This window comes from Solibacillus ferritrahens, from assembly GCF_037027585.1.
Taxonomy (GTDB): Bacteria; Bacillota; Bacilli; order Bacillales_A; family Planococcaceae; genus Solibacillus; species Solibacillus ferritrahens.
Genome location: NZ_JAXCLE010000019.1, coordinates 34,505 through 55,110, shown reverse-complemented (window position 1 = coordinate 55,110; position 20,606 = coordinate 34,505). Strand labels below are relative to the sequence as shown.

Sequence of the window (20,606 nt, the reverse complement as noted above, 5' to 3'; positions counted from 1 at the left end):
CTCCTTTCTAATGGAATCTAGACATTACTCCTACCATTTCTTATTTTTTCTCACTTTGCACCATTTTAGGTACAAGCCAAATTAGCACAACTAAAATACTTACTATTAATATACCAATATAAATAATTCGTAAATTTTTACTTTTACTTTGGTTAATGGGCGTTGCATTTGAAACTTGTTCTTTAGCAGCATTTAATTCGCTTGAGAATAATTGATATTTTGTTGATTCATAAGCAATTGTTTTACGGTTTTCAAAGTTATTAATAAAGAGTTCTTCCTTTATTTTTTCATTGGAGTTATTATCCTTTGGCAGGAAATCCAGTTTTTTCTGCTCTTCTCGAATATTTTTGCGAATCTCTAGTAAAGCCTCATTATGAAGGTATTCCTTATTATGTTTAAACTCTTTTTCTTTATATTCGTTTGGATTCAATTTATACAGGTCGGTAGATGCATAGCCAGTCATTCCAACTTTTAAATCCAACGGGAAGCTGGTTTCAAATATGAATCCAGCTCCCCAAATTAGAAATAAACTAAAGAAACCAACTACTATCTTACATTTCATACATAGGTTCCTCATCTTGTTCATTGGAACGGTTTTTGATTTTCCCTGCGATATACGGTATTAATGCAAACACTCCAATAATCACCAATAAAACAATACTTGCAGGGATAATTAATGATTCCGGACCGTATTGAATCGATAAATAAACTTTTGACATCGGATCTTCATAATCTAGATTCGAAGCTAACAATGTTAACATTGGTGTTACGAAAAACGCGATCACTGCCACACTTACAAACCAACCGATTAAAGGTCCAATTGAGAAGCTTGCAAAAATAATTGTCGATACAGCAGCTAATAATAAAATAGTGAAAATCGTCCACTCGATTGTTCCTGTTTCATTTAGAGAATAAATTTCCATGCCGTAAATACTTATAATCAACCCGACGATTAAGTTTAATAAAGAGAATAACGCGATACGTACGCCCGGTTTGTTATTGTTGAAATAGTAGCAGAAGTAGCCGATTAATAAACTACTAATTAATACAATGACAAGTACGATGACTGGCGGTACTTTATTCTCTTCTACCGTTGCATTTAAGCTAGTAGATGTAAGCGGTGTTGATAAATGATCATATATATGCCCATTTCTTTGTCCATCCACAAACGCATTATTTAATACGTTATGAATATCATTTCGGTATTTTTCTGTTGTGCTTACGTTATCATTCCATTTATTATTTAGTTCATTTGTATCTGCGTTTACATTAGATGCTTTGGCATACAAATCATTCGTAACGAGCATAATATTATCTTGATTAGTCATAATACTGTTCATTGAGTTACTCATTGCTGTTAAGTTTTGAATAATACTATGTTGATTTGAAACTAATGCATTGCCGTCTGCAGGTGGTACTGAAAATACTGTGGAACCCGATATAAATGAATCCAAGCTTTTCTGCATATTGTTAGCACTTGTCTCAACAGCTTGTATTTGTGATGAAATTGCCTCATAGTCAGAGTCAACTTTGGCCGTATACTCTGTAAAGAAAGATTTAACACCTTCCTCTAAACTTACTAACTGTTCCTGGGAATCCGGAACCCCTTGTTGTAATTCATTTAGAATGCTTGAACCTTCATTGTTCATAACTAAAAGGTTATTTACACTTAAGTTTGTCTTTAAAATGGTTTCGTATTGTGCTAATGCCCCGTAATATTCCATGAGCATTGCTGTATTGTTTCTATCAATAGTTTTAGAGAAAACACTTTTTAGCCTTTCCTTTTTCGCCCCATTCATCAATGGTGAATTCATAATTTCAGATTCTTTTCGCTTTACTTCTTCTACAATTGTGAATTCATTTATTTCAGGCTTCAGCTCATCTCCTTTGGCGTCTTCCTGAGATTCTTGAGACTCGATTAACTCCTCTTGCAGTTGTCTTTCTTGCTGTTGAATTTGATTAATATTTGATTCAATTACAGCTATTTGAGAAGACAGCTGTGAAAGTTGATCATTTACAGCTAGAACTTCTTTATTAGAATTTTCATCATTTGTTTCAGTTGTATTTGCCGAAGCAATGACTACTTCTTCTTTCACTGAATTAATATTTTGAATTAAGCTTATTAATTTATCTCTTTCAGAATCTAATGCTGCAATTTTAGAGGATGCGATAAATTGGCGCGTATTGTTTTTTTCATCTCCACTTTTTTTAGCCTGTATTGGTTGTACTTGACTAGGTGAACTAGTATTTAGCTGATCTTTTAACGTAATTAATTGATTTTCATATTGAACAAGTAATTCGCCTTCCACTTGATTTAAAAGGTCGATAATTTCCTCTCTCTGTTTAACGACCTGGCTAGTTAAGTTGTTTACACTCTCCTTATTTTTTGCCAGTTGATCTTCAAGCATTTGGACGTTTTCATTAATGCTATCGTTGTGATCAATCAAATAATTTTTCGTTTCATTATATCGAGGTTCCTGATCGTTTTTCATAAAGACTACTGAAAGCAAACTTTCCTGCTGTAGTGGCTGTAATAGCTGTTGTTGGGTCGTATGATATTCTTTGTAGTCATTTACATACGATACAAATTGGGATAATAGCACTTCAAATTCTCCAGCTTCCTGAATACTTCCATCGATCGGAGTCCCACTTACAGTTGAAGCTAGATTTTCTAGCATTTGTTTTTGACTTTCAATATCCCCTACTACGCTCGCTAAATTTGGACGGTAAAATTCCGATATTGTATTTAAAAATTCTATTTCCTTTTGAAGAATCGTATCAAACTCATTACGGACCTTCTCTAAATCTTGAGATACATAACTCCAGTAAAGAGTAGCGATTTTCCCGTTGACACGTGCAGTCGCTTTATCAATTTCACGTAATACTTTCTCACGATTTGCTGCATTTAATTGACCGCCAACTGTATATTTAAATTCAGCCTTAACTGGTTGTTGTTCCTCATATGTCATAATATTTTTTGAAAAATTTGATGGAATATAGACGATTGCATCGTAATCTTGACCAGCCAACCCTTTTTCAGCAGCGCTACGACTCACAACAGACCAGTTAAAGTCAGAGTCTGTCGTGAGAACTGTTGCTACCTCTTTTCCGAATTCCAGTGCATTTTCTTCCTTTTCTGCACCTGTATCTTCATTTACAACAGCGATATTTTTCGTTCCATTTGATTCATCAAAAAACGGATTTTCACCTATTGCAAAGAAATAAATAATCGGGGCTCCGATAATCAAAATCATGACGATTGCAATTTTTAACATTAACCTCTTTTGAGACGTCATGAGTATATCTTCCTTTCAACATCACATAGTGGGAGTTGTATTTTAATTTCTTTGTTATTTAAAACATAATAACCAAACCCTGCCTGGATCTCCTCTTCTTTACGATCGTAAGGAAGTGTGAACAATGTTTGATCGGACTTCTTCATTAATAAGACTGCTTGTCTAATTTGTTTAACCTCAGCCGACAGCGAATCATAGCCCTTCAAAATATCTGACGCATTGCCTGTAACGATAACGTTAAATCCTAAATAACTAGCATTCTTCATCAGTTTTACAATATGTTCTTGTAATCTAGTATCCATTGCTGCGTTGAATCGTGCAAAGTCATCTATTACAAATAATATTGGCTCAAAATTGAGTTCTGATCGATCACTGAAATTTGTATTAGTGTAGGTCATTTCTCGTGCAGCGAGCTCTTCTTCAATTGCGGCCAACCATTGCTCAACTTGATCCTTTCCTTCTAGTTGTGTCACTACCTCATTCTCTGTTAACGTAGCCAAGCCTCTGTCGAAAGAATCATATACAGCAATGTGTCCTAATCCCTTTTGTAGAGCGGTCGTTATAAGTAGTTTTAATACATTTGTTTTTCCTTTTTGCGCTTGTCCGATTATTAAGCAGTGTTTATTTGTTAATAGATTAATTGCGACAGGTTGAACAAATTCTTCGTCCAGTCCAATTGGTAGAAATTGTGGTTGCCCTTCCAGCCGGACATACTCAGAAAACTTCGTTAATGTTAAGTCATTAGGAAGCATTGGAATAGGCTGTGGGGCAGCATACTCGTGGTACTTGGCCTTTAATGATTTAACTGTTTCTTTTACTGCTTCAAGCATTTCAAAATCATTTGCCCCATTAGCCGGCAGGAACATTTGAGAGAAATGTACTTCATCCTTCTTTATGATGGCTCTTCCAGGAATTGTTTCAGGAGCTAGATTTGTTTTACCCAGCACTGAATACGCCTCACTGTGGTCCATTAAGTAATGAACTATTTTCGTTTTTAAATTGTTCATTACTGCTTGGCGAATCGCTGAAATACGAGTCGCAGTAAAAATCATATAAATACCTAATGATTGTCCATCCCTTACAAATTGATTGAAATTTGTTTCGAAATCGGGCATTTCATCTTTTATAAAATCAAAATTTTCTACAGCAACAAAAATTAACGGAAGCTTTTTCTCTGCAACACTGTTATATAATTTAATGTTACCAACTTCCAACTGCTGCAATAACTGTTTTCTCCGGATAATCTCTTCCCGGATCATTCTCATAAACTTTTCCATTTTCCGCTTTTCTTCCATTAAGAAGAAATCCGCAGTATGAGGAAGTTGTTTTAATGGAAGCAATGATCCATTCCCAAAGTCCATTAAATAATAATGCACTTCTTCGGGACTATAGTTCTGTGCGATATTTAATAGTAACGTAAGTACTGTCGTAGATTTACCATAACCGCTTGAACCGAATATACCTATATTTCCATCTTCCATTACTTGATAGTAATAAGGCGTTTGTTTTTGTTTTTCTGGTTCATCGACTAAAGCGATCGCAATTTGATATCGCTCCCCCGAAGTGTAGGAATTATTATAAATTCTATCTTCAAGAGGTGATAACCATGGACTTCTAAGCTTTTTAACGCCTAATATATTTTGTGTTTCTTCAATTTTCGAAACAACCGCTTCAATTTCGGATATCGACTTCTGCTTATTTTCCTTTGCTGCTATATTCGATAAAGGAATGAGCCCCAAATCGGTTACAATGGCTATTTCGTCTTCACCACCTGAATGTTCTGAAAGATAAGGTGCTCCACTCCAGGCCGACTGGAACAAATCATACACTTCATTATTTCCAACTTGTAAATAACCTCTACCTGTAACAGTGATTGATGCAGCATCCGTATTTTTCAGTATTTCTTTACTGTCCGTCGCATCCTGAACTTTTAAGGCTATTTTAAAGCGTGCATTACTCCATATTTGATCATCGATAACGCCACCTGGCTTTTGGGTAGCTAAAATAAGGTGAACCCCTAAGCTTCTTCCGATACGGGCTGCACTAACTAGTTCGCGAATAAAGTCAGGCTCTTCATTTTTTAATTCCGCAAACTCATCCGAGATTAAAAATAAATGAGGTAGCGGCTCTTCTGCGAGTTGTTGTTTGTATAAATCCGTGTAATCGTTAATATGCGTTACATTATAACGGTCAAACAGAAGCTGACGGCGTTTTAATTCACTTCGAATGGACGCAAGCGCACGATTTGTAAAGTTTACGCTTCCCTCTATATTTGTTATCGTCCCTAAAAGATGCGGTAATTTTTTAAACGGTTGTGCCATTCCCCCGCCTTTATAGTCAATCAGTAAAAATGCTACTTCATGCGGGTGGAAATGAACGGATAATGATAAAATGTACGATTGTAAAAATTCACTTTTCCCTGAACCCGTAGTACCAGCAAGTAAACCATGGGGTCCATGAGCTTTTTCATGCAGATTCAGGTACACAAGATCATCTTTGCCTTTAAGCCCAATTGGTACAGCTAAAGATTGGGAAGATTTATTCTCCATCCATTTATGTGCGATATTTAATTCTTCTACTTCTCTTACACTCATCATTTCAAGGAATGTTACATTATCTGGTATGGAGTTTGTCATACCCGTTTGATGATTTAAGGTACGTAACATCCGTGAAAAGCGTTCATTATTTTCCTTTTGGTGACTATCTAATGTAAACGGTATATTTACCGCTTTTTTGTTCTGAATTAAAATATCGCCCTCCGTATCATTTAAGTACCGGACGAGTGTGTATATATTGTCAGATAAGCTTTCCTTTGCATCAGTTGCAGTTATGACAGAAATATTTAAATGAGTATGGTCACCTTCCAAGTACTCTAAAATAACGTGATCTGAGATGAGCTGTTGATTTGTAACAATAAACACCAAATGTGGAGTGAATTGAATTTGCTCTTTTTCTTCTTTCAGATCACGATCTCGAACCATTTCGTAAATGGAGGAAAGCAGCTGATCCCTCGTTTTTTCGTTATAAATGAGTCCTCTTGCATACATATTAGGTATATTAAAATGCGGCAACCACTTCATCCATTCAAACTGAGCATAATCTTCTTCATCAAAAATAAAAATAAAACGGAGATCATGATAACTATGAAAAAAGGCGAGTTGACCAATTAGCTGTTGTATTTCCTTTTTTACTACTCGATCTTTACCAATTAATCCAATCGGTCCTTTCGCTAAATTTGCGATAACTGGCATGTCAGCGATTTCTTTATATACTTTTTCAAGTTTCTGAGACTGCTCGATTAAATTATCCATTTCGCGATTGGCCATATCATTTGAATTTAACGAAATAGAAAAGCTCGACGGAACAGTACCAGTTCCTAAACGAAACTGTAGAAAATCCTCACTTTCTACAGATCGTTCCCAAATTCGATCGGATATCTGATTTGTTAAATACTTCATCCGTTCAAATGTAGGAAAGTGAAATTCCATTGTGAACTTCTGTTTATCTGCCAGCTCCTGTAGTTCATGGCGTTTGTTCTCAAGATAAGCTGTGTACACACGGATTCGCTTTTCTTTTTTTCTTTTTTCGTTGCTGCGATCTTTAAAATATTGCACCGATGATGTAATTAATGTCATAACGAACATAACCATCGTAATTAGAATAAAAATTCCTCGAGGTTGAATAACGGCTACAATTCCCATAACAATCAACATTACAAGCGGCGGTAAAATTATTATCCACAATCCTCTACCTGAAGGATCATTTTCTTGCGAAGGAAAAGAAAGTGTTACTTTTTCATTCGGAAGTTCATATACCATCCTTGGAGTTCTTCTATAAATTGGATACTTTTTTTTCATCTCTGATGCAGGTTCGATAATATTGGAAAGAGTTGAATCGAAGTTTTCAAAACTGCTAATTTCGAGTACGTCCTCTTCCAAAAGTCGAATAATCAAAAAAGGTGTGAATATAATGTCCCCGATTTGTATTTCCTTACTTGCAAACTTTCTTTGACCATTTATATATAGGTGATTCTCATTCGATATTTCGAGGAGCCATTTTTTCTCTACTCTTATTAGTGAGAACGTCTGCGTATTTTCGTAATTTTCTTCCCAGAAAATATCTGCTTCTTCAAACTTAGTTGAAAACAGAATTTCCTGTCTATTTCCAATGAAATAGGTATTGCTGTTTGTTACGGCTAGAAATAGAATGATTTTCAGTTTTTTATTGCTTTTTTCATCTTGCCATTCAAAAAATTGCTTCGGATTTACTTTCCCAAGCAGTTTTTCATGCTGTTTTACTGTAAAGCCAAAGGAATCTTCGGTAATCAGTAGTGAACCATTTGTAAATGGTAAATTTTGAATCGTCACTGTATGCGATGAATCGGGACCAACTGTAACGGTTTTACTTTTCATCTGATCCAGTTGTATCGCTTGGTAATAGTTATCATAAAAAAACAAAAGCGTACTCATTAAATCACCTTCTAATAGGGACTTTTACTACTAAATAGTGTTGGAATAACTTTATTTAAAATTAATTATTCTTCTGTTGAATTATCCGCGCTTTCTGCATCTGTAGAACCCGCATTGTCTTCCTTATTTTCCTCTGCGGTTGGTTTGTTGGTGCTTGGTTTTTCAGACTTTATTTCCTCATTTTTGGTTGAATCTTTATTACTGGAACTTGCTTCCTCTATTTCGAGTTCTTCTTTTAATTGTTCAAGCTGTTCCGTTACTTCCTCTTTTTCAGTTTGAATTTTATCTAGTAACTGCTCTCGTTCTTCACTTTCCAGATCGAGGTTTCCTTTTACAGTTTCCTCATAATGCAGTAAAGCTAGCATTATTAAATCCAAATCCTCGAGTTGTCGTGCTAAGGCTAATGCTTCCTCTGCCTGTCCACGGCCAATATAAATCCAATATTTAAAATAATTTGGATCTGTCTGCAGTGTTATTGTCTTTAAGACATTTTCTTTCTGCTCCTCGGTCAATGTTTCATTTACGATATAAGCAAGCGATAGCTCATACTGTATAACTTTAGGCATATGCTCAATATCATAATTTGTCAGTCTATTAATTACTTCACTATAATCTCCTTGAAGATAGGAATTCTGAACCTCCACAAAAGCTTCTTGACGAGGTTGAAGCACTAGTGCCGAATATCCTGTATATGCTCCTAGAGGTATAAGTGCGAATAAAAGACCTGCAATACCGTAACGTACCCAGCTCCATTTTGTTTTTGAAACTGTTACTAGCTTTTTTTCTTCATTTTTCAGTAGAATTATTTGTTTTTTTATCGTATCATTTAGTTCATTTTCATCCTTAGCACTCATTACCTTTTCAGCAATGGGACTAAGTTCAATAGATTGAGAGAACTGAATATATTGTTCGAATGTATATTTAGGATCAATTGCAGCAGCAATAAGCGCTTTCGTTTCATTCCAAATTCGGTTACTGTCTTTTTCATAGGGAGGAATGCTTTCCTTCACCCCGTAATGTAGAAAATATGGCATTAAGCTTTCATCGATTAATACATTTTCCGGGCATACAATAAGGTGGAGCCGGTTAAATGAATGGCGGCTTTGCACTTTTAAAACTTGTGAAGCAAACATCCAGCGACTTAGTTCTTTTAATTTCCGCAATTCTCCAAAAGTCATATAATTTGATTCTTTTTTATAGGTGAAAATTAATTCATCATCTGTTAAAGTGATACTTTTATTTATGAAAGGGTTATGTTCTTGTAATAGTGCAATTTCTATTTCATTTGCTAGTTTTATTTTTTCTTTTTGAAAAATAATTGTGATCTCATCTTGTTCAAACTTGAGGGTAGCCTCTAATTGCTTTTCTAAATAGGATAGTTTCTTTTTTGACATCTGCTTGACTCCTTACAAGATTTCTAGTCGATCACCTGTAGTAACACCACTATTTGCCAATAGGTCATTTCCGGATAATACGGTTTGTTTATTTACAATTCGAATCCAATAACCTTCCTTTGGAGGATATGTTATTGACTTTGCCTGCCAAACAATATTGACCAACTCTTTGACTGAATAGGAATTTGACAGACGTAAATCAAAACACTCCTCGCTATAGTTTTTTAAGTCTATAGATACCTCTATGTACATTTTATATTCACCTCATTCAATCAAAGTAAGGTTGACTAATTCAAAGTGAAAGTCGTTTTATAGGGAACAAAATCAAAACTGTCCAGCAAATGAAAAGAGCGCCTTCATCTGAATACGACGCTCTTTAAAATCTTAATTCTAGATGAAACTTAACTGCGAATTTGCCCTGCAATTTGACGATCTGCATCTGCAAGAGCATGTGCAGTATTTTTCAGTTGTACAGAAACATCCTGTAAAAGTCGTTGCATATCTTGAATTGATGGACGTAAAGTCGTGTATTGATCTGCAAAGGCGCGACTTGATTCACCTTCCCACATAGACTGTAATTCTTGAATCATATTATCTAATCGTGAAATTTGCTCTTCAACCTGTGCACTTTCAGTTCCATAACGATTGGACATTGCTTCTAACTCAGCTGGGGTTACACGAATAATTCCTGACATAAAATTCTCTCCTTTTTCTTGTTTATTTAGGTATAAATTGTAAAATATATCCTGCAATTTAATACCCGTATTTTAATTTTATAAACCAAAAAATAACAAGGTCAACAAGATTTGTGTAAAAAAGGAGTTTTATACTAATTTTAATTTAATAAAATAAGCAAACTATATCAGTTTAAGATTTTTTAATTGTGATATATTAATGAGGTATAGTCCAAATCGGAGTCATATTTTAGAACTTAAAATTAACTAAAATAGTTAAGTTAAAAAGCTAATCCGCAAAAACTAATAGATTATGAGGTGACGAAATGTCGTTAGGATATTGGTATTCTGAGTTGAATAAAAAGCAAAGTCATTTAAACCGTTTGGAAACGTGCAATAGTCAATTAACAGGAAAGCAAAATGAATTTTCCAACAATAAGTACCTTATGACAAAACCTGAATTAACAACAATGACATGGAATGGGAGTTTAGCAACACGATTTGATGATATTCGAAACAACGGAATTCTCAACAGCTATGAAGCTATACAAAATATACAATTGAATAACGTATTTGCTGCACTGTTGGACATGATGGAGAAAATCCGTCAAGAAATCGAATCAATTCGAGCTATCATTGCCCGCCTTGAAGCAGCAATATAAGAGTTAAATTTACCAGCTGAGGAATTCTGCATTTTAGTTTTTATGTTTTTCTCTTGTTGGTACGTAAGATACGTACTTGCGCCAATACAATAGCCACTATTAACACCATCCCGAGGTAGCCCATAATGGTATACAATTTACCGACTAATGTTGTAAAGCCAATGAGGCTAGCTGCAAAACCTACTAAACTAAGTAGTATCACAATGATTTTCATCATTAAATTTTCTTTCTTTACAATTCGTACTGCCAGTATATATAGTGTGCCTACCGCTGTACTGTATATCATTGCTAGTAAAACGATGGACATAATATTCCCTACTGTTGGATGAATTTGTTTTGCTAGCTCAAGCGTTGGCATATCCACGCCTGCCACAATATCCATTTTCGCAAAAAGAGCTAAATTAATGAGCAATATTAATAAGCCAAGTACTCCCCCTCCTAAAGCGCCACCCCTTCTTGCAGCTTTTCTGTCTTTTGTCGTTCCTCCCATTAGAATAAGCATGGCCGCCCCTGCAGCAATATTATATGAAACATACAATACCGCGCTCGTTAGCCAATGAGAGCTTGCAGATTGCTGTTTTTTTGCTATGATATTCAGCTCGCTTATTGAGTAATCGACTGTAAATAAAGAATAAATCAAAAGAATAAAAATAACGCCCAGTAAATATGGCATTAATGCCGCAATCATGTTGATGATGCTATTCGCATTTAGTAAAAGTGTAAAAACTACTGCAAGAGTCATTAGCATACTTCCAAATGACGGCTCCATATTATACATTTGATTAAATGTAGCTCCTGCACCCGCGAACATAACAATCGCAATACCAAATAATACAATAGAAATTAATAAATCCAGTACCGGACCAAAAGCACGACCGCCAATGTAATGAATGCCCTCCTTATGGGAAGTCGTCTGCAAATCCGATCCGATTTGCGCAAGTGTCATGCCTAAGAAAGCAAAAATGATCGCTGCAACAATACAACCAAACACACTAACTAGTCCAAAGCTTGTAAAGTACTGCATAATCTCCTGTCCAGAAGCAAAACCTGCACCGACTACCAAACTGACAAATGTACCTGCAATTTGTATACTCTTTTTCAATACGCACCTTCTTTATTTCACTTTTTATCATTGTTACTTTATGTATACAAAGGATCCAATCATGCTTTTACATGAAAGAATAAGCAATACAAAATAAAAACCAAACTGAAAAAGTTCTTAACAGTTTGGTTCATGTCTATTTTTTATTTGCTTGAAATCGGAACTTAAAATCAGAATATCTAACTTACTGCACTAATACTGAAATTTGACTTTTACAGTAGCTGTTACTGTTATCAATCCGGATTCAATCGGTGTAACAGCCTGTTGGTTACTTAGTTGAAGCATTTTGTATGGAATAGGAGTAGCAGTATTTGTCTCTTCAATTATTTCTATAGGTAACGGTTCTAAAGTTGCATGCATCGTTTCAGCCATGGATTTTGCTTTACCTAACGCGTCAATCAGGGCATACTGAAGTGCCTGACGATAGTAAGTATCTACGTGCTCTATTTTGAATTGTATGCCCGATACATGGTTCGCCCCATTTCGTGTCGCTGTATCGATAACCGTACCAACTTGATTAATATCCACTATTTTTACAGTAATTGCATTTTGAACTTCATATCCTCTTAATACTTGTTTTCCATCAATATAGTCATAGGTTGGGAATATATTATAAGCTGACGTTTGGATTTCATCTCTTCGAATATTCAAATTCAAGAGCGATTCAATAACCCGATTCATAATAATCGCATTTTCATGTTGAGCAGAACTGACGTTATCCCCTTCTGTACGCACTTCAATTTGAATTTGCGCATAATCTGGTTGAACCATAATTTCTCCATTACCCGATACTGTCATTTCCCGTGAAGTAGGTAATGGCTGATACTTCATTTGTGGATAATACATACCTCCCACCTTTCTTCTAATGTTTTTTAACATACTATGCGAGTAAGTATTAATTCATTTTAATTTCTGATCTTTTTAATCCGGGTGGGTCAAAATAAAAATACAATTTTTCTCCGGAGAGAAAAATTGTATTTTGTGGGATAATTGTTTTTCGTTTTGACTACTCTTTCCACGGGCACGGCCTAATTATGTCCCGTCCTCTTCTTACTCTATGACAATTCTCTTGCCAAAAATTGCTTTTAGTAAAGGCGGAGTAACAATTGTCGTTACAATAATGACGATAATCACGGAAGTATAATAATTTGCCGGTAGTAATCCCCCTTCAAGTCCCATTGCAGCCAATATAAGTGCAACCTCACCTCGGGAAACCATTCCTGCACCAACACCCATCGATGATTTCGTATTGAAACCAGCTAATTTGGCACCTAACCCTGAACCAACAAATTTGGAAACAACTGCAATAATTGAAAATACGACTATAAACCCAATTTGATTCCCAATACCATCGAATGATACCGCTAATCCGATACTAACAAAGAAGAACGGTACAAAAATTCCATACGCGATTGGTTCAACTTTGTGCTCAATTTCTTTTCTAAATTCCGTTTGTGCAATGGCAATACCGGCAAAGAATGCACCGATAATTCCCGCTATACCTAAAAATTCTGCAAAGTACGATAAACCAAAGCAAATAATCAAACCTGCACTCAATATTGATTCTGTAACTCTAAATTTCTTAAATGCACGAATAAAATGTGGAATAAACCATTTTGCAAGTACGATTAAAATTGCAAAGAACAGTATTTTTTTCCCTATTAATAATCCAATATTCGTATCCGAACCTGCAAAGAAACTCATTGCTATGGCAATTAAAATTACGACTACTATATCATCCAATACAGCAGCGCCCAGTAACGTTGAACCTTCTTTACTATTTAACCAGCCTAGTTCACGCATTGCTTGAACAGATATACTTACAGATGTAGCAGAAAGCAATAGTCCAATAAAAATAGATTCTCCTGCAGACATTCCGTAGTATTGGGCTCCCGCGTAACCTAAAATAATCGGTAAAATAATACCGCCTAATGCAACATATATCGCTGCCTTTTTATTTTTATTCATTTCCTGAAGATCTGTTTCAAGTCCTGCCAAAAACATTAATAATAAAACTCCAATTTGACTAAATACCGCTAATAATTCTGTATCGTGAATCCAACCAAGTAAAGCCGGCCCTAGAATGATACCAACAATTATTTTTCCCAATACTGATGGTTGGCCTAACCTAGCAGCTAAGTGCCCTGCCAATTTTGTAGCAAATAAAATAATAACAATTTGTAAAATAAACATAAATTTCCCCTTTCAAATGCAAAAAAGACAAGGCGGTGCCGTAGCTGACTACGACTCCACCTTGTCTTGCATTTATTAAATTTATTGTTCCTATTTATATATTAATATATTAGCCATTTTAATTGCAAGTACTGATTATTTCTTTTTCACAATAATTTTACACAATTCGACAGTGTTAAAGTGAATTTAGCAGTTCAAAGTCGCAAAATATCTTAGTTTTTGACTCTTCAATTCTCAAGAATCCTAGCTTTCCTACTCACTTTACAAACTAACCTCATCATTACTTTATGTGCTGATGGAAAAAGCGTGAAAAAAATATCCATCGTTCGACGCATTGGCATCGGACAGATTATGGGATTGTTTCTATGAATGCCACTTATTGCAATTTTAGCAAGCTTTTCAGGAGACATCATTTTTTGCTTTTTTAGCTGTTTTAATATAATGGATTTATTGATATTAATTGCTTTAGCTTCTTCAAAAATAGGGGTATCAACAAACGTAGGACAAAGTGCACTTACTTTAATACCGAATTCTTCTGCTTCATAATGAAGCGAAGTAGTTAAGCCTACAACTGCATGTTTCGTAGTCGCATAGGCTGTAGATACTGGAGAAGGTCCTAAACCTGCTGCCGAGGCGGTGTTCACAATATGACCGAATCCTTGTTTTTTCATGAGTTTATAGCCTACTTGAGTTCCGTTTATGACGCCCCAAAGATTAACATCCATAATCTCTTTCCAGTCCTCTATCGTCAAATCAAAAAGTTCACCGTACATAGCGATACCAGCATTATTAAAAAGATAATCAATGCGTCCAAATTCATGATATATATCTGTGAGTAGCCGCTCTACACAACCATACTTAGTGACATCTAAATAAACATACCTCGCTTTTACCGATACACTGTTCAGATTTTCTTCAAAAAGCCTGCCTGCTTCTTCATTAATATCGGATATGATTACAAATATATTATGTCGAACTAGTTCACAGCATATCGCCCTACCTATACCTGAAGCACCACCTGTAACTACCGCAACTTTTCTAATCATCACTAAGCCCTCCTATATTTAACACCTCCAAGCCTAAATCGATTTACTGAACCTCTTGTTGGCTGTTTTTAAGCAACTGCTCTATTTCAGATGTATAAATGTCTGCAACAAGCTGCGCACCCGTACTATTAAGATGTATACCATCTAATGTAAGTTGCAAACCACGTTTTTTTGATTTCTTATCTATTCTTGAAGGTTTGTTATAAAAGAGAACGTCGACCATAACACTCAATACTTTTGTACTGATGTAATCCGAGCTATTCACTGTCGAAAGATTATTAAAAAAAACGGATTGGATATCTAGAAAACTGACATTGCTCTGTTTAAGTACTAAGGATTGGATAAGCTGATTCAGTTCTTTAATTTCTTTATTAGGAGCATTATCAATATTTTCACCAACTAATGCAGGGGTAACTGTCACAACCTTCTTTGATGATGCAATAACTAGCTCTAATACTTTCTCATAATAGGCTTGAAATTCATCATTATCTTTCGCTACGGGTTGCGCTTGAACACTCAACAATTTTGAATAGACATCATTTACGCCAATCCAAAGGAAAGAAAGATCATAATTTCCCTCTAAATTTTTATCTAAAAGGCGTGTATATAAACTTTTCACTGTTTCCCCCGGTTTACCAAGGTTAACGAAAGTGATGTTCGGAAACCTATCTTCTAATAGCGTATGAAAAGAAACCCCTGGACGACCTTCAGTTAAACTGTCACCAATTAAAGCAATTTTCATTTCTATATCCTCCTCTTAATAGAAGCTAAAAATATTGTAACGGCCTGAATAAAAAGTGGTTCAAGTGAGTGTAACTCCTGAGTATTTGTTAACTGACATAATCCCCCTAACCATGTACCGATAAGTATGGTCCACTCATTAATATTTCCTTCTTCAAATTCTCCGTTTTCCACTCCTTCTTGAAGTATTGCACGATAAACACCCATCGGAATAACCGCTAGATCATGTAATGCTTTAATAGATTCCAAACTAGAAGCTGGATTTGAGGCAAGTTCTTGCCCGCCTTTTAATAAAGGTGTTTGATAGTTATATAGGACGTGTTTGCCAATTCCATAAAGCTTTTCAGTTGCTGTGGAATATGAGGATTCCTTCACTGCCCATTTTGTATACCAATCTTGCATTGTATTTTGTGCTAGTAAAACGAATAGCTTTTCTTTATTTTCAAAATGATAATATATGTGCCCTTTGCTATATCCGGAAGCTTTTGATATTTCTTGGACAGAAGCCTGATTGTATCCTTTTTGTGAGAATATTAAAGTTGCCTTTTCAATAATGTCACGTTTAGCCTTTTCACTGTTATATCGTCTTTTGTTCAAAGTACCTCAAACCTCTTCATAAGAATTGAACGACCGTTCTAATTCATTATATTCCATTAAACGGAAAATATATTGTAAAACTAATAAATTCACAAAATTTTAAATATTAACATTTTCATTTAGGCTCCAGTAACTTCAGCATTTTAATCTCAAGAATTCTTCAAAAAAAAAACGTTAATTTATATAAAGAATAAAAAAACCTTTGATAGTGAGGTAGAAAATTGTTTTTATGATTATCTTTCTAATAGTTACGATACTAGTGAATATTTAGAAGAGATATTTGAAGAAGATCAGGACCTAGATCAAGCTGTTGAAAGTTATATAAGAATTAGAGATACATTCATTTTAATTAATGAAGATATTTAAGTTACAGAGGATAGATAAGATAATGTTTTTGGAATTATTTAAGCATAAAAAAGATTGTTATATTAAACGCAAAAAAACCTCCTAACATTTTGTTAGAAGGTTTTTTTGTTGCGATTTATAGCGCATAAATTAGATACGTCCCCAGTAGGATTCGAACCTACGACCGCACGCTTAGAAGGCGTGTGCTCTATCCAGCTGAGCTATGGAGACAACTGCTTTAATAACGTAATTGGTATTAAAGACAATTTTTATTATATGGTACATTAACTAGAAAGTCAACAACCAATTCCATAAAAATTATTATTCAACTAAAATAAATTCACTTTCCAGAAGACTCTATAAAAAAGTGAAGCCCCCCCTTGATAAAAAGGCTTCACATCTTTATCTATCGTTCAAAAAACAATTGATCGATTAAATTATTATTATCATCATAGCAATCTAAAGTAAAATGTGTTGCAGTAATTGTTAATGTAACAAAAGATTTTTCTTTAATGCGCCGGGGCTTCAATAAGCTACCTGGATTAATAAACAAAGTATCTTCTATATACTCAGCGGTTAACACATGCGAATGACCGAAACACACGATTTGGGCACCAACCTCCTGAGCCCGATAAACAAGCTTCATCGGAGAGTTTTTCACATCATATAAATGGCCATGTGTCACATACACACGGTCGCTATTTATTTGGAATAAAATCTCCTCTAAATAGTTTGGGTCATTGTCACAGTTACCTTTCACACGCTCAATTTCTTGCATCGATGGATGGGCATACGGTAATTCACTATCACCACAATGGATTATTTTATATGCGTCTGGATGGTAGCCCTTTACACGTTCAATGATATCCTCGTCACCATGTGTATCACTCATTATTAATAGCTTCATTTCGCAACCACATCCTTTCCATTTATATACATAGTGTGACAGGAAAGAATCAAAAATTCAATCGTTATGGCACAATTCTTTTTATAATAGATGACAATGCAAGATAAACACCACTTATTTTAGAAATTCTGCTAACTGTAAAGCAAGCTTGCGAATCGCATTACCACGGTGCGATATAGCGCCTTTTTCTTCGGCTGAAAGTTCGGCCATATGCTTCTCTAAAGCAGGCACATAAAAAATCGGGTCATAACCAAAGCCGTTAGTTCCCTTCTTCTCGTGCGCAATTACACCTTCACATGTACCAAATACCGTTTTAGTCTCCATATTAGGACCTGCAATCGCTAATGCGCAACAAAAACGGGCTGTACGCTGTTCTTCTGGTACATCTTTCATGTTTTTCAGTACTTTTACCATGTTCGCTTCATCGTCATGATCACCTGCATAGCGTGCAGAATACACACCCGGTTCACCGTTTAATGCATCGATAGCTAAACCACTGTCATCTGCAATCACCATTTGACCTAATAAGTTGGCTAATGTTTCAGCCTTTAAAATCGCATTCTCTTCAAATGTTGTTCCTGTTTCTTCAATTTCCACATCAGGTGCTACATCAAACATTGTAACAACCTTATAGCCGAATGGTTCAAACAACGCTTCAAAGTCTTTTGCTTTCCCTTTGTTTTTCGTTGCAATGACTACCTGTTTCATTTTGGTTCCACCTTTCCAATCAGTTGTGCGATTTCACCTAAAGCATTTTTTTGAATAACAATCAATTCCGAAATTCCTGATTCGCCTAAATCCAGCATTTCATTTAGCTCTGAACGCGTAAATGTCGATTCCTCTCCAGTACCTTGTAATTCAACAAATTCGCCAGCACCCGTCATGATAACATTCATATCGACTTGGGCAGCTGAGTCCTCTACGTAATTTAAATCCAATACTGCACCGATTTCAGCTAATTTGCCCACACTTGTAGCCGCTAAATAGTCCGTTACAGGAAATTTTACGAAAGGTTTTTCAGCAGCTAGTTTGGCAATTGCTTGTGACATTGCTACAAATGCCCCTGTAATCGATGCAGTACGAGTACCACCATCTGCTTGAATTACATCACAGTCAATCCAAACTGTTCTTTCGCCCAATGCTTCTAAATCCACGACAGCGCGTAATGCTCGGCCGATTAAGCGTTGAATTTCCATTGTGCGACCACTAACCTTCCCTGCAGAGCTTTCACGGCGTGTGCGTTGCTCTGTAGCGCGTGGTAGCATTGAATATTCAGCCGTAATCCAGCCTTTACCTTGTCCACGTAAAAAACCTGGTACTCTTTCTTCAATCGTAGCTGTACAAATTACTTTCGTTTGTCCAACCGTAATTAGTACCGAGCCTTCAGGATGCATTAAATAGTTATTTTCAATTTGAACTGGACGTAATTCATTCACAGCTCGTAAGTCATGTCTAGTCATTCGTGACCTCCTCAATTTGTTCGCGCACTTATCTTAACACACTTTCAGAACGGTCAAAAGCGTAAATGCAGGACAGAGAAGGAAAAAGGCCCAAATTAGACAAAATGCCTAATCTGAGCCTTCAATTACTTTTCAAATGTAATTTTGCGTATATCCAATTCGTCATTCTCCAACCAGCGTTCTGCAATTGAACGGAAAATTGGAACAGAACCGGACGCATGTAAAATATGTTTCGGTGGTTCGGCATCTGTACGCAGCTGCCCTTTATAGCTTAAAATCGCTTCGACATCTTTGGCCGTTTCTTCAGCAGATGACAAAACATGAACATGTGGACCAACAGCTGCTTCTATTTGCTTTTGTAAAATAGGGTAATGTGTGCAGCCTAAAATGACTGTATCAAATCGCTCATCTTCCAATGGCTTTAACCCTTTTGCGACAAGATCGTATGAAAATTGTCCTTCATATTCGCCACTTTCAACAAGAGGAACAAATGTTGGACAGGCAAGTGGAATAATCGTGGCTTTAGTAGCTAACGATTTTACTGCCTGTTCGTATGCACCACTCTTAATCGTGCCTTCTGTTGCGAGTACTACAACTTCATTGCGCTTTGTCTTTTTTATTGCAGCTCGTGCCCCAGCATTAATTACACCTAGAACAGGAAATGGCATATGCTTTTGTAAACTCTCTAATGCAACGGCTGTCGCAGTATTACATGCTATGACAAGCATTTTTACATTCTTCTTTTCAAGCACTTTTGCCATTTGCCATGTAAAATTACGTACCTCTTGTTTCGTGCGAGGTCCATATGGACAGCGCGCCGTATCACCTATATAGTATATTGTTTCATTTGGCAAAAGCTCCATAATCGCTTTTGCCACTGTTAAACCGCCAACTCCAGAATCGATTACACCAATTGGGGCATTCACTTGTACCGCCTCTATCCTATTTCATTAATAAATGTAGTTTTTGTAAAGTTCGTGATAATTGCTCGAATTCTTCTTCGGTAAATTCCTCTGTAATATCCCGTAAATAGTCTTGACGCTTAAGAATTACTTCTTGAATAATTCGTTCGCCTTCTGATAAAAGATGAATACGTACAACACGGCGATCATTTTCGTCACGCACACGTTGTACCAATTCATTTTTTTCCATCCGGTCTACTAAATCTGTCGTTGTCGAAAAAGCTAGATACATCTTCGTCGACAAGTCACCAATCGTCATATCACCAGATTCATGCAGCCATTGCAATGCAATAAACTGCGGTGGGGTAATTGTATAATTGCTTAGTATTTCGCGACCTTTTTGTTTGATTAAGTGGGATATATATCTTAATTCTTTTTCTAGGATTGCTACAGATTCAGAGCTATGTGTGCTGTTATCTTTCATCTACTCCATTCACTCCTCGATGCGTTTCATAGTTCTATTTTGAGGTTTTTTTTGTGAAATAGCAAGTCTTCAATCAGTATATCGACAATTCCTGAAGACGTAACAACTCAAGAATTGCTTGCGTACGACTTGATACACCCAGCTTTTGAATCGTATTGGAAATATGATTCCTAACAGTTTTCTCACTAATACCTAACTTTACTGATATTTCCCGAGTTGAATAGTCCTTTATTAAAAGCTCAAAAATTTCACGTTCTCTTTTTGTTAACAGCGAACGATGCTGCGGACGATTCATTTTGCAACACCCTCCTATCCTCTTCCTTGTACATTATGT

19 protein-coding genes and 1 tRNA gene are annotated in these 20,606 nt (G+C 35.8%); 1 reads left to right on the top strand and 19 read right to left on the bottom strand.

The window, feature by feature from the left end; genetic code table 11:
* Positions 1 to 40 precede the first annotated feature (40 nt).
* The 6 genes from essA to SNE38_RS15960 form a co-directional block, all read right to left on the bottom strand.
* Entirely contained in the window at positions 41 to 562 is a 522-nt protein-coding gene (essA, locus tag SNE38_RS15985) for a type VII secretion protein EssA (protein ID WP_191702801.1), read from the bottom strand.
* Positions 552 to 3,296: a type VII secretion protein EsaA gene (esaA, locus tag SNE38_RS15980; protein ID WP_191702802.1), complete on the bottom strand. Its 2,745-nt coding sequence runs from the start codon at positions 3,294 to 3,296 to the stop codon at positions 552 to 554. Before esaA ends, essA begins: the two co-directional genes overlap by 11 nt.
* Positions 3,293 to 7,765, bottom strand: a complete 4,473-nt coding sequence (essC, locus tag SNE38_RS15975) for a type VII secretion protein EssC (RefSeq protein ID WP_336046875.1) — start codon at positions 7,763 to 7,765, stop codon at positions 3,293 to 3,295. Before essC ends, esaA begins: the two co-directional genes overlap by 4 nt.
* A gap of 65 nt (positions 7,766 to 7,830) precedes the next feature.
* Complete coding sequence (essB, locus tag SNE38_RS15970) at positions 7,831 to 9,159, bottom strand: type VII secretion protein EssB (RefSeq protein WP_336046874.1); 1,329 nt, start codon at positions 9,157 to 9,159, stop codon at positions 7,831 to 7,833.
* Positions 9,160 to 9,171: 12 nt separating this feature from the next.
* A complete protein-coding gene (locus SNE38_RS15965) occupies positions 9,172 to 9,411 on the bottom strand; it encodes an EsaB/YukD family protein (RefSeq protein ID WP_191700481.1) in 240 nt (79 codons plus the stop codon).
* A 149-nt stretch (positions 9,412 to 9,560) separates the two neighbouring features.
* A complete protein-coding gene (locus SNE38_RS15960) occupies positions 9,561 to 9,854 on the bottom strand; it encodes a WXG100 family type VII secretion target (protein WP_191700482.1) in 294 nt (97 codons plus the stop codon).
* Positions 9,855 to 10,159: 305 nt separating this feature from the next.
* Here SNE38_RS15960 and SNE38_RS15955 point away from each other — a divergent pair, with 305 nt between their 5' ends.
* Positions 10,160 to 10,495 carry a YwqH-like family protein gene (locus tag SNE38_RS15955; protein WP_336046873.1) on the top strand — a complete coding sequence of 112 codons (336 nt, stop codon included), beginning with the start codon at positions 10,160 to 10,162 and terminating at the stop codon, positions 10,493 to 10,495.
* A 40-nt stretch (positions 10,496 to 10,535) separates the two neighbouring features.
* Here the strand turns inward: SNE38_RS15955 and SNE38_RS15950 are convergent, their stop codons facing one another.
* The 13 genes from SNE38_RS15950 to SNE38_RS15890 all read right to left on the bottom strand — a co-directional run bounded on the left by SNE38_RS15950 (position 10,536) and on the right by SNE38_RS15890 (position 20,567).
* On the bottom strand, positions 10,536 to 11,597 hold the full coding sequence (locus SNE38_RS15950) for a YkvI family membrane protein (protein ID WP_336046872.1): 1,062 nt from the start codon (positions 11,595 to 11,597) through the stop codon (positions 10,536 to 10,538).
* A 192-nt stretch (positions 11,598 to 11,789) separates the two neighbouring features.
* Positions 11,790 to 12,443 (bottom strand): SIMPL domain-containing protein, encoded by a 654-nt coding sequence (locus SNE38_RS15945; protein ID WP_191702807.1) that lies wholly within the window; start codon positions 12,441 to 12,443, stop codon positions 11,790 to 11,792.
* Positions 12,444 to 12,647: 204 nt separating this feature from the next.
* On the bottom strand, positions 12,648 to 13,790 hold the full coding sequence (locus tag SNE38_RS15940) for a cation:proton antiporter (RefSeq protein ID WP_191702808.1): 1,143 nt from the start codon (positions 13,788 to 13,790) through the stop codon (positions 12,648 to 12,650).
* Positions 13,791 to 14,017: 227 nt separating this feature from the next.
* Positions 14,018 to 14,836 carry an SDR family NAD(P)-dependent oxidoreductase gene (locus tag SNE38_RS15935; RefSeq protein WP_408022385.1) on the bottom strand — a complete coding sequence of 273 codons (819 nt, stop codon included), beginning with the start codon at positions 14,834 to 14,836 and terminating at the stop codon, positions 14,018 to 14,020.
* A 43-nt stretch (positions 14,837 to 14,879) separates the two neighbouring features.
* Positions 14,880 to 15,578: an SGNH/GDSL hydrolase family protein gene (locus SNE38_RS15930; protein ID WP_191702810.1), complete on the bottom strand. Its 699-nt coding sequence runs from the start codon at positions 15,576 to 15,578 to the stop codon at positions 14,880 to 14,882.
* 2 nt (positions 15,579 to 15,580) lie between these two features.
* Positions 15,581 to 16,174, bottom strand: coding sequence for a TetR family transcriptional regulator C-terminal domain-containing protein (locus SNE38_RS15925; protein ID WP_336046870.1), 594 nt, complete (start codon positions 16,172 to 16,174; stop codon positions 15,581 to 15,583).
* A 502-nt stretch (positions 16,175 to 16,676) separates the two neighbouring features.
* Positions 16,677 to 16,750: transfer RNA gene (locus tag SNE38_RS15920), tRNA-Arg, on the bottom strand.
* Positions 16,751 to 16,925: 175 nt separating this feature from the next.
* On the bottom strand, positions 16,926 to 17,426 hold the full coding sequence (locus tag SNE38_RS15915) for a metallophosphoesterase family protein (RefSeq protein WP_191702812.1): 501 nt from the start codon (positions 17,424 to 17,426) through the stop codon (positions 16,926 to 16,928).
* Between the two features lie 114 nt (positions 17,427 to 17,540).
* A complete protein-coding gene (locus tag SNE38_RS15910) occupies positions 17,541 to 18,134 on the bottom strand; it encodes an XTP/dITP diphosphatase (RefSeq protein ID WP_191702813.1) in 594 nt (197 codons plus the stop codon).
* Positions 18,131 to 18,886 carry a ribonuclease PH gene (gene rph, locus SNE38_RS15905; RefSeq protein WP_191702814.1) on the bottom strand — a complete coding sequence of 252 codons (756 nt, stop codon included), beginning with the start codon at positions 18,884 to 18,886 and terminating at the stop codon, positions 18,131 to 18,133. Before rph ends, SNE38_RS15910 begins: the two co-directional genes overlap by 4 nt.
* Positions 18,887 to 19,011: 125 nt before the next feature.
* Complete coding sequence (gene racE, locus SNE38_RS15900) at positions 19,012 to 19,812, bottom strand: glutamate racemase (protein ID WP_191702815.1); 801 nt, start codon at positions 19,810 to 19,812, stop codon at positions 19,012 to 19,014.
* A gap of 16 nt (positions 19,813 to 19,828) precedes the next feature.
* Positions 19,829 to 20,272 carry a MarR family winged helix-turn-helix transcriptional regulator gene (locus SNE38_RS15895; RefSeq protein ID WP_191702816.1) on the bottom strand — a complete coding sequence of 148 codons (444 nt, stop codon included), beginning with the start codon at positions 20,270 to 20,272 and terminating at the stop codon, positions 19,829 to 19,831.
* Positions 20,273 to 20,345: 73 nt separating this feature from the next.
* Entirely contained in the window at positions 20,346 to 20,567 is a 222-nt protein-coding gene (locus SNE38_RS15890; RefSeq protein ID WP_191702817.1) for a helix-turn-helix domain-containing protein, read from the bottom strand.
* Positions 20,568 to 20,606 lie beyond the last annotated feature (39 nt).

What these genes read in the sequence shown, in the direction of transcription:
- essA (WP_191702801.1), bottom strand. Translation starts at nt 562, where the DNA reads ATGAAATGTAAGATAGTAGTTGGTTTCTTTAGTTTATTTCTAATTTGG.
- esaA (WP_191702802.1), bottom strand. Translation starts at nt 3,296, where the DNA reads ATGACGTCTCAAAAGAGGTTAATGTTAAAAATTGCAATCGTCATGATT.
- essC (WP_336046875.1), bottom strand. Translation starts at nt 7,765, where the DNA reads ATGAGTACGCTTTTGTTTTTTTATGATAACTATTACCAAGCGATACAA.
- essB (WP_336046874.1), bottom strand. Translation starts at nt 9,159, where the DNA reads ATGTCAAAAAAGAAACTATCCTATTTAGAAAAGCAATTAGAGGCTACC.
- SNE38_RS15965 (WP_191700481.1), bottom strand. Translation starts at nt 9,411, where the DNA reads ATGTACATAGAGGTATCTATAGACTTAAAAAACTATAGCGAGGAGTGT.
- SNE38_RS15960 (WP_191700482.1), bottom strand. Translation starts at nt 9,854, where the DNA reads ATGTCAGGAATTATTCGTGTAACCCCAGCTGAGTTAGAAGCAATGTCC.
- SNE38_RS15955 (WP_336046873.1), top strand. Translation starts at nt 10,160, where the DNA reads ATGTCGTTAGGATATTGGTATTCTGAGTTGAATAAAAAGCAAAGTCAT.
- SNE38_RS15945 (WP_191702807.1), bottom strand. Translation starts at nt 12,443, where the DNA reads ATGTATTATCCACAAATGAAGTATCAGCCATTACCTACTTCACGGGAA.
- SNE38_RS15940 (WP_191702808.1), bottom strand. Translation starts at nt 13,790, where the DNA reads ATGTTTATTTTACAAATTGTTATTATTTTATTTGCTACAAAATTGGCA.
- SNE38_RS15935 (WP_408022385.1), bottom strand. Translation starts at nt 14,836, where the DNA reads ATGATTAGAAAAGTTGCGGTAGTTACAGGTGGTGCTTCAGGTATAGGT.
- SNE38_RS15930 (WP_191702810.1), bottom strand. Translation starts at nt 15,578, where the DNA reads ATGAAAATTGCTTTAATTGGTGACAGTTTAACTGAAGGTCGTCCAGGG.
- SNE38_RS15915 (WP_191702812.1), bottom strand. Translation starts at nt 17,426, where the DNA reads ATGAAGCTATTAATAATGAGTGATACACATGGTGACGAGGATATCATT.
- SNE38_RS15910 (WP_191702813.1), bottom strand. Translation starts at nt 18,134, where the DNA reads ATGAAACAGGTAGTCATTGCAACGAAAAACAAAGGGAAAGCAAAAGAC.
- rph (WP_191702814.1), bottom strand. Translation starts at nt 18,886, where the DNA reads ATGACTAGACATGACTTACGAGCTGTGAATGAATTACGTCCAGTTCAA.
- SNE38_RS15895 (WP_191702816.1), bottom strand. Translation starts at nt 20,272, where the DNA reads ATGAAAGATAACAGCACACATAGCTCTGAATCTGTAGCAATCCTAGAA.
- SNE38_RS15890 (WP_191702817.1), bottom strand. Translation starts at nt 20,567, where the DNA reads ATGAATCGTCCGCAGCATCGTTCGCTGTTAACAAAAAGAGAACGTGAA.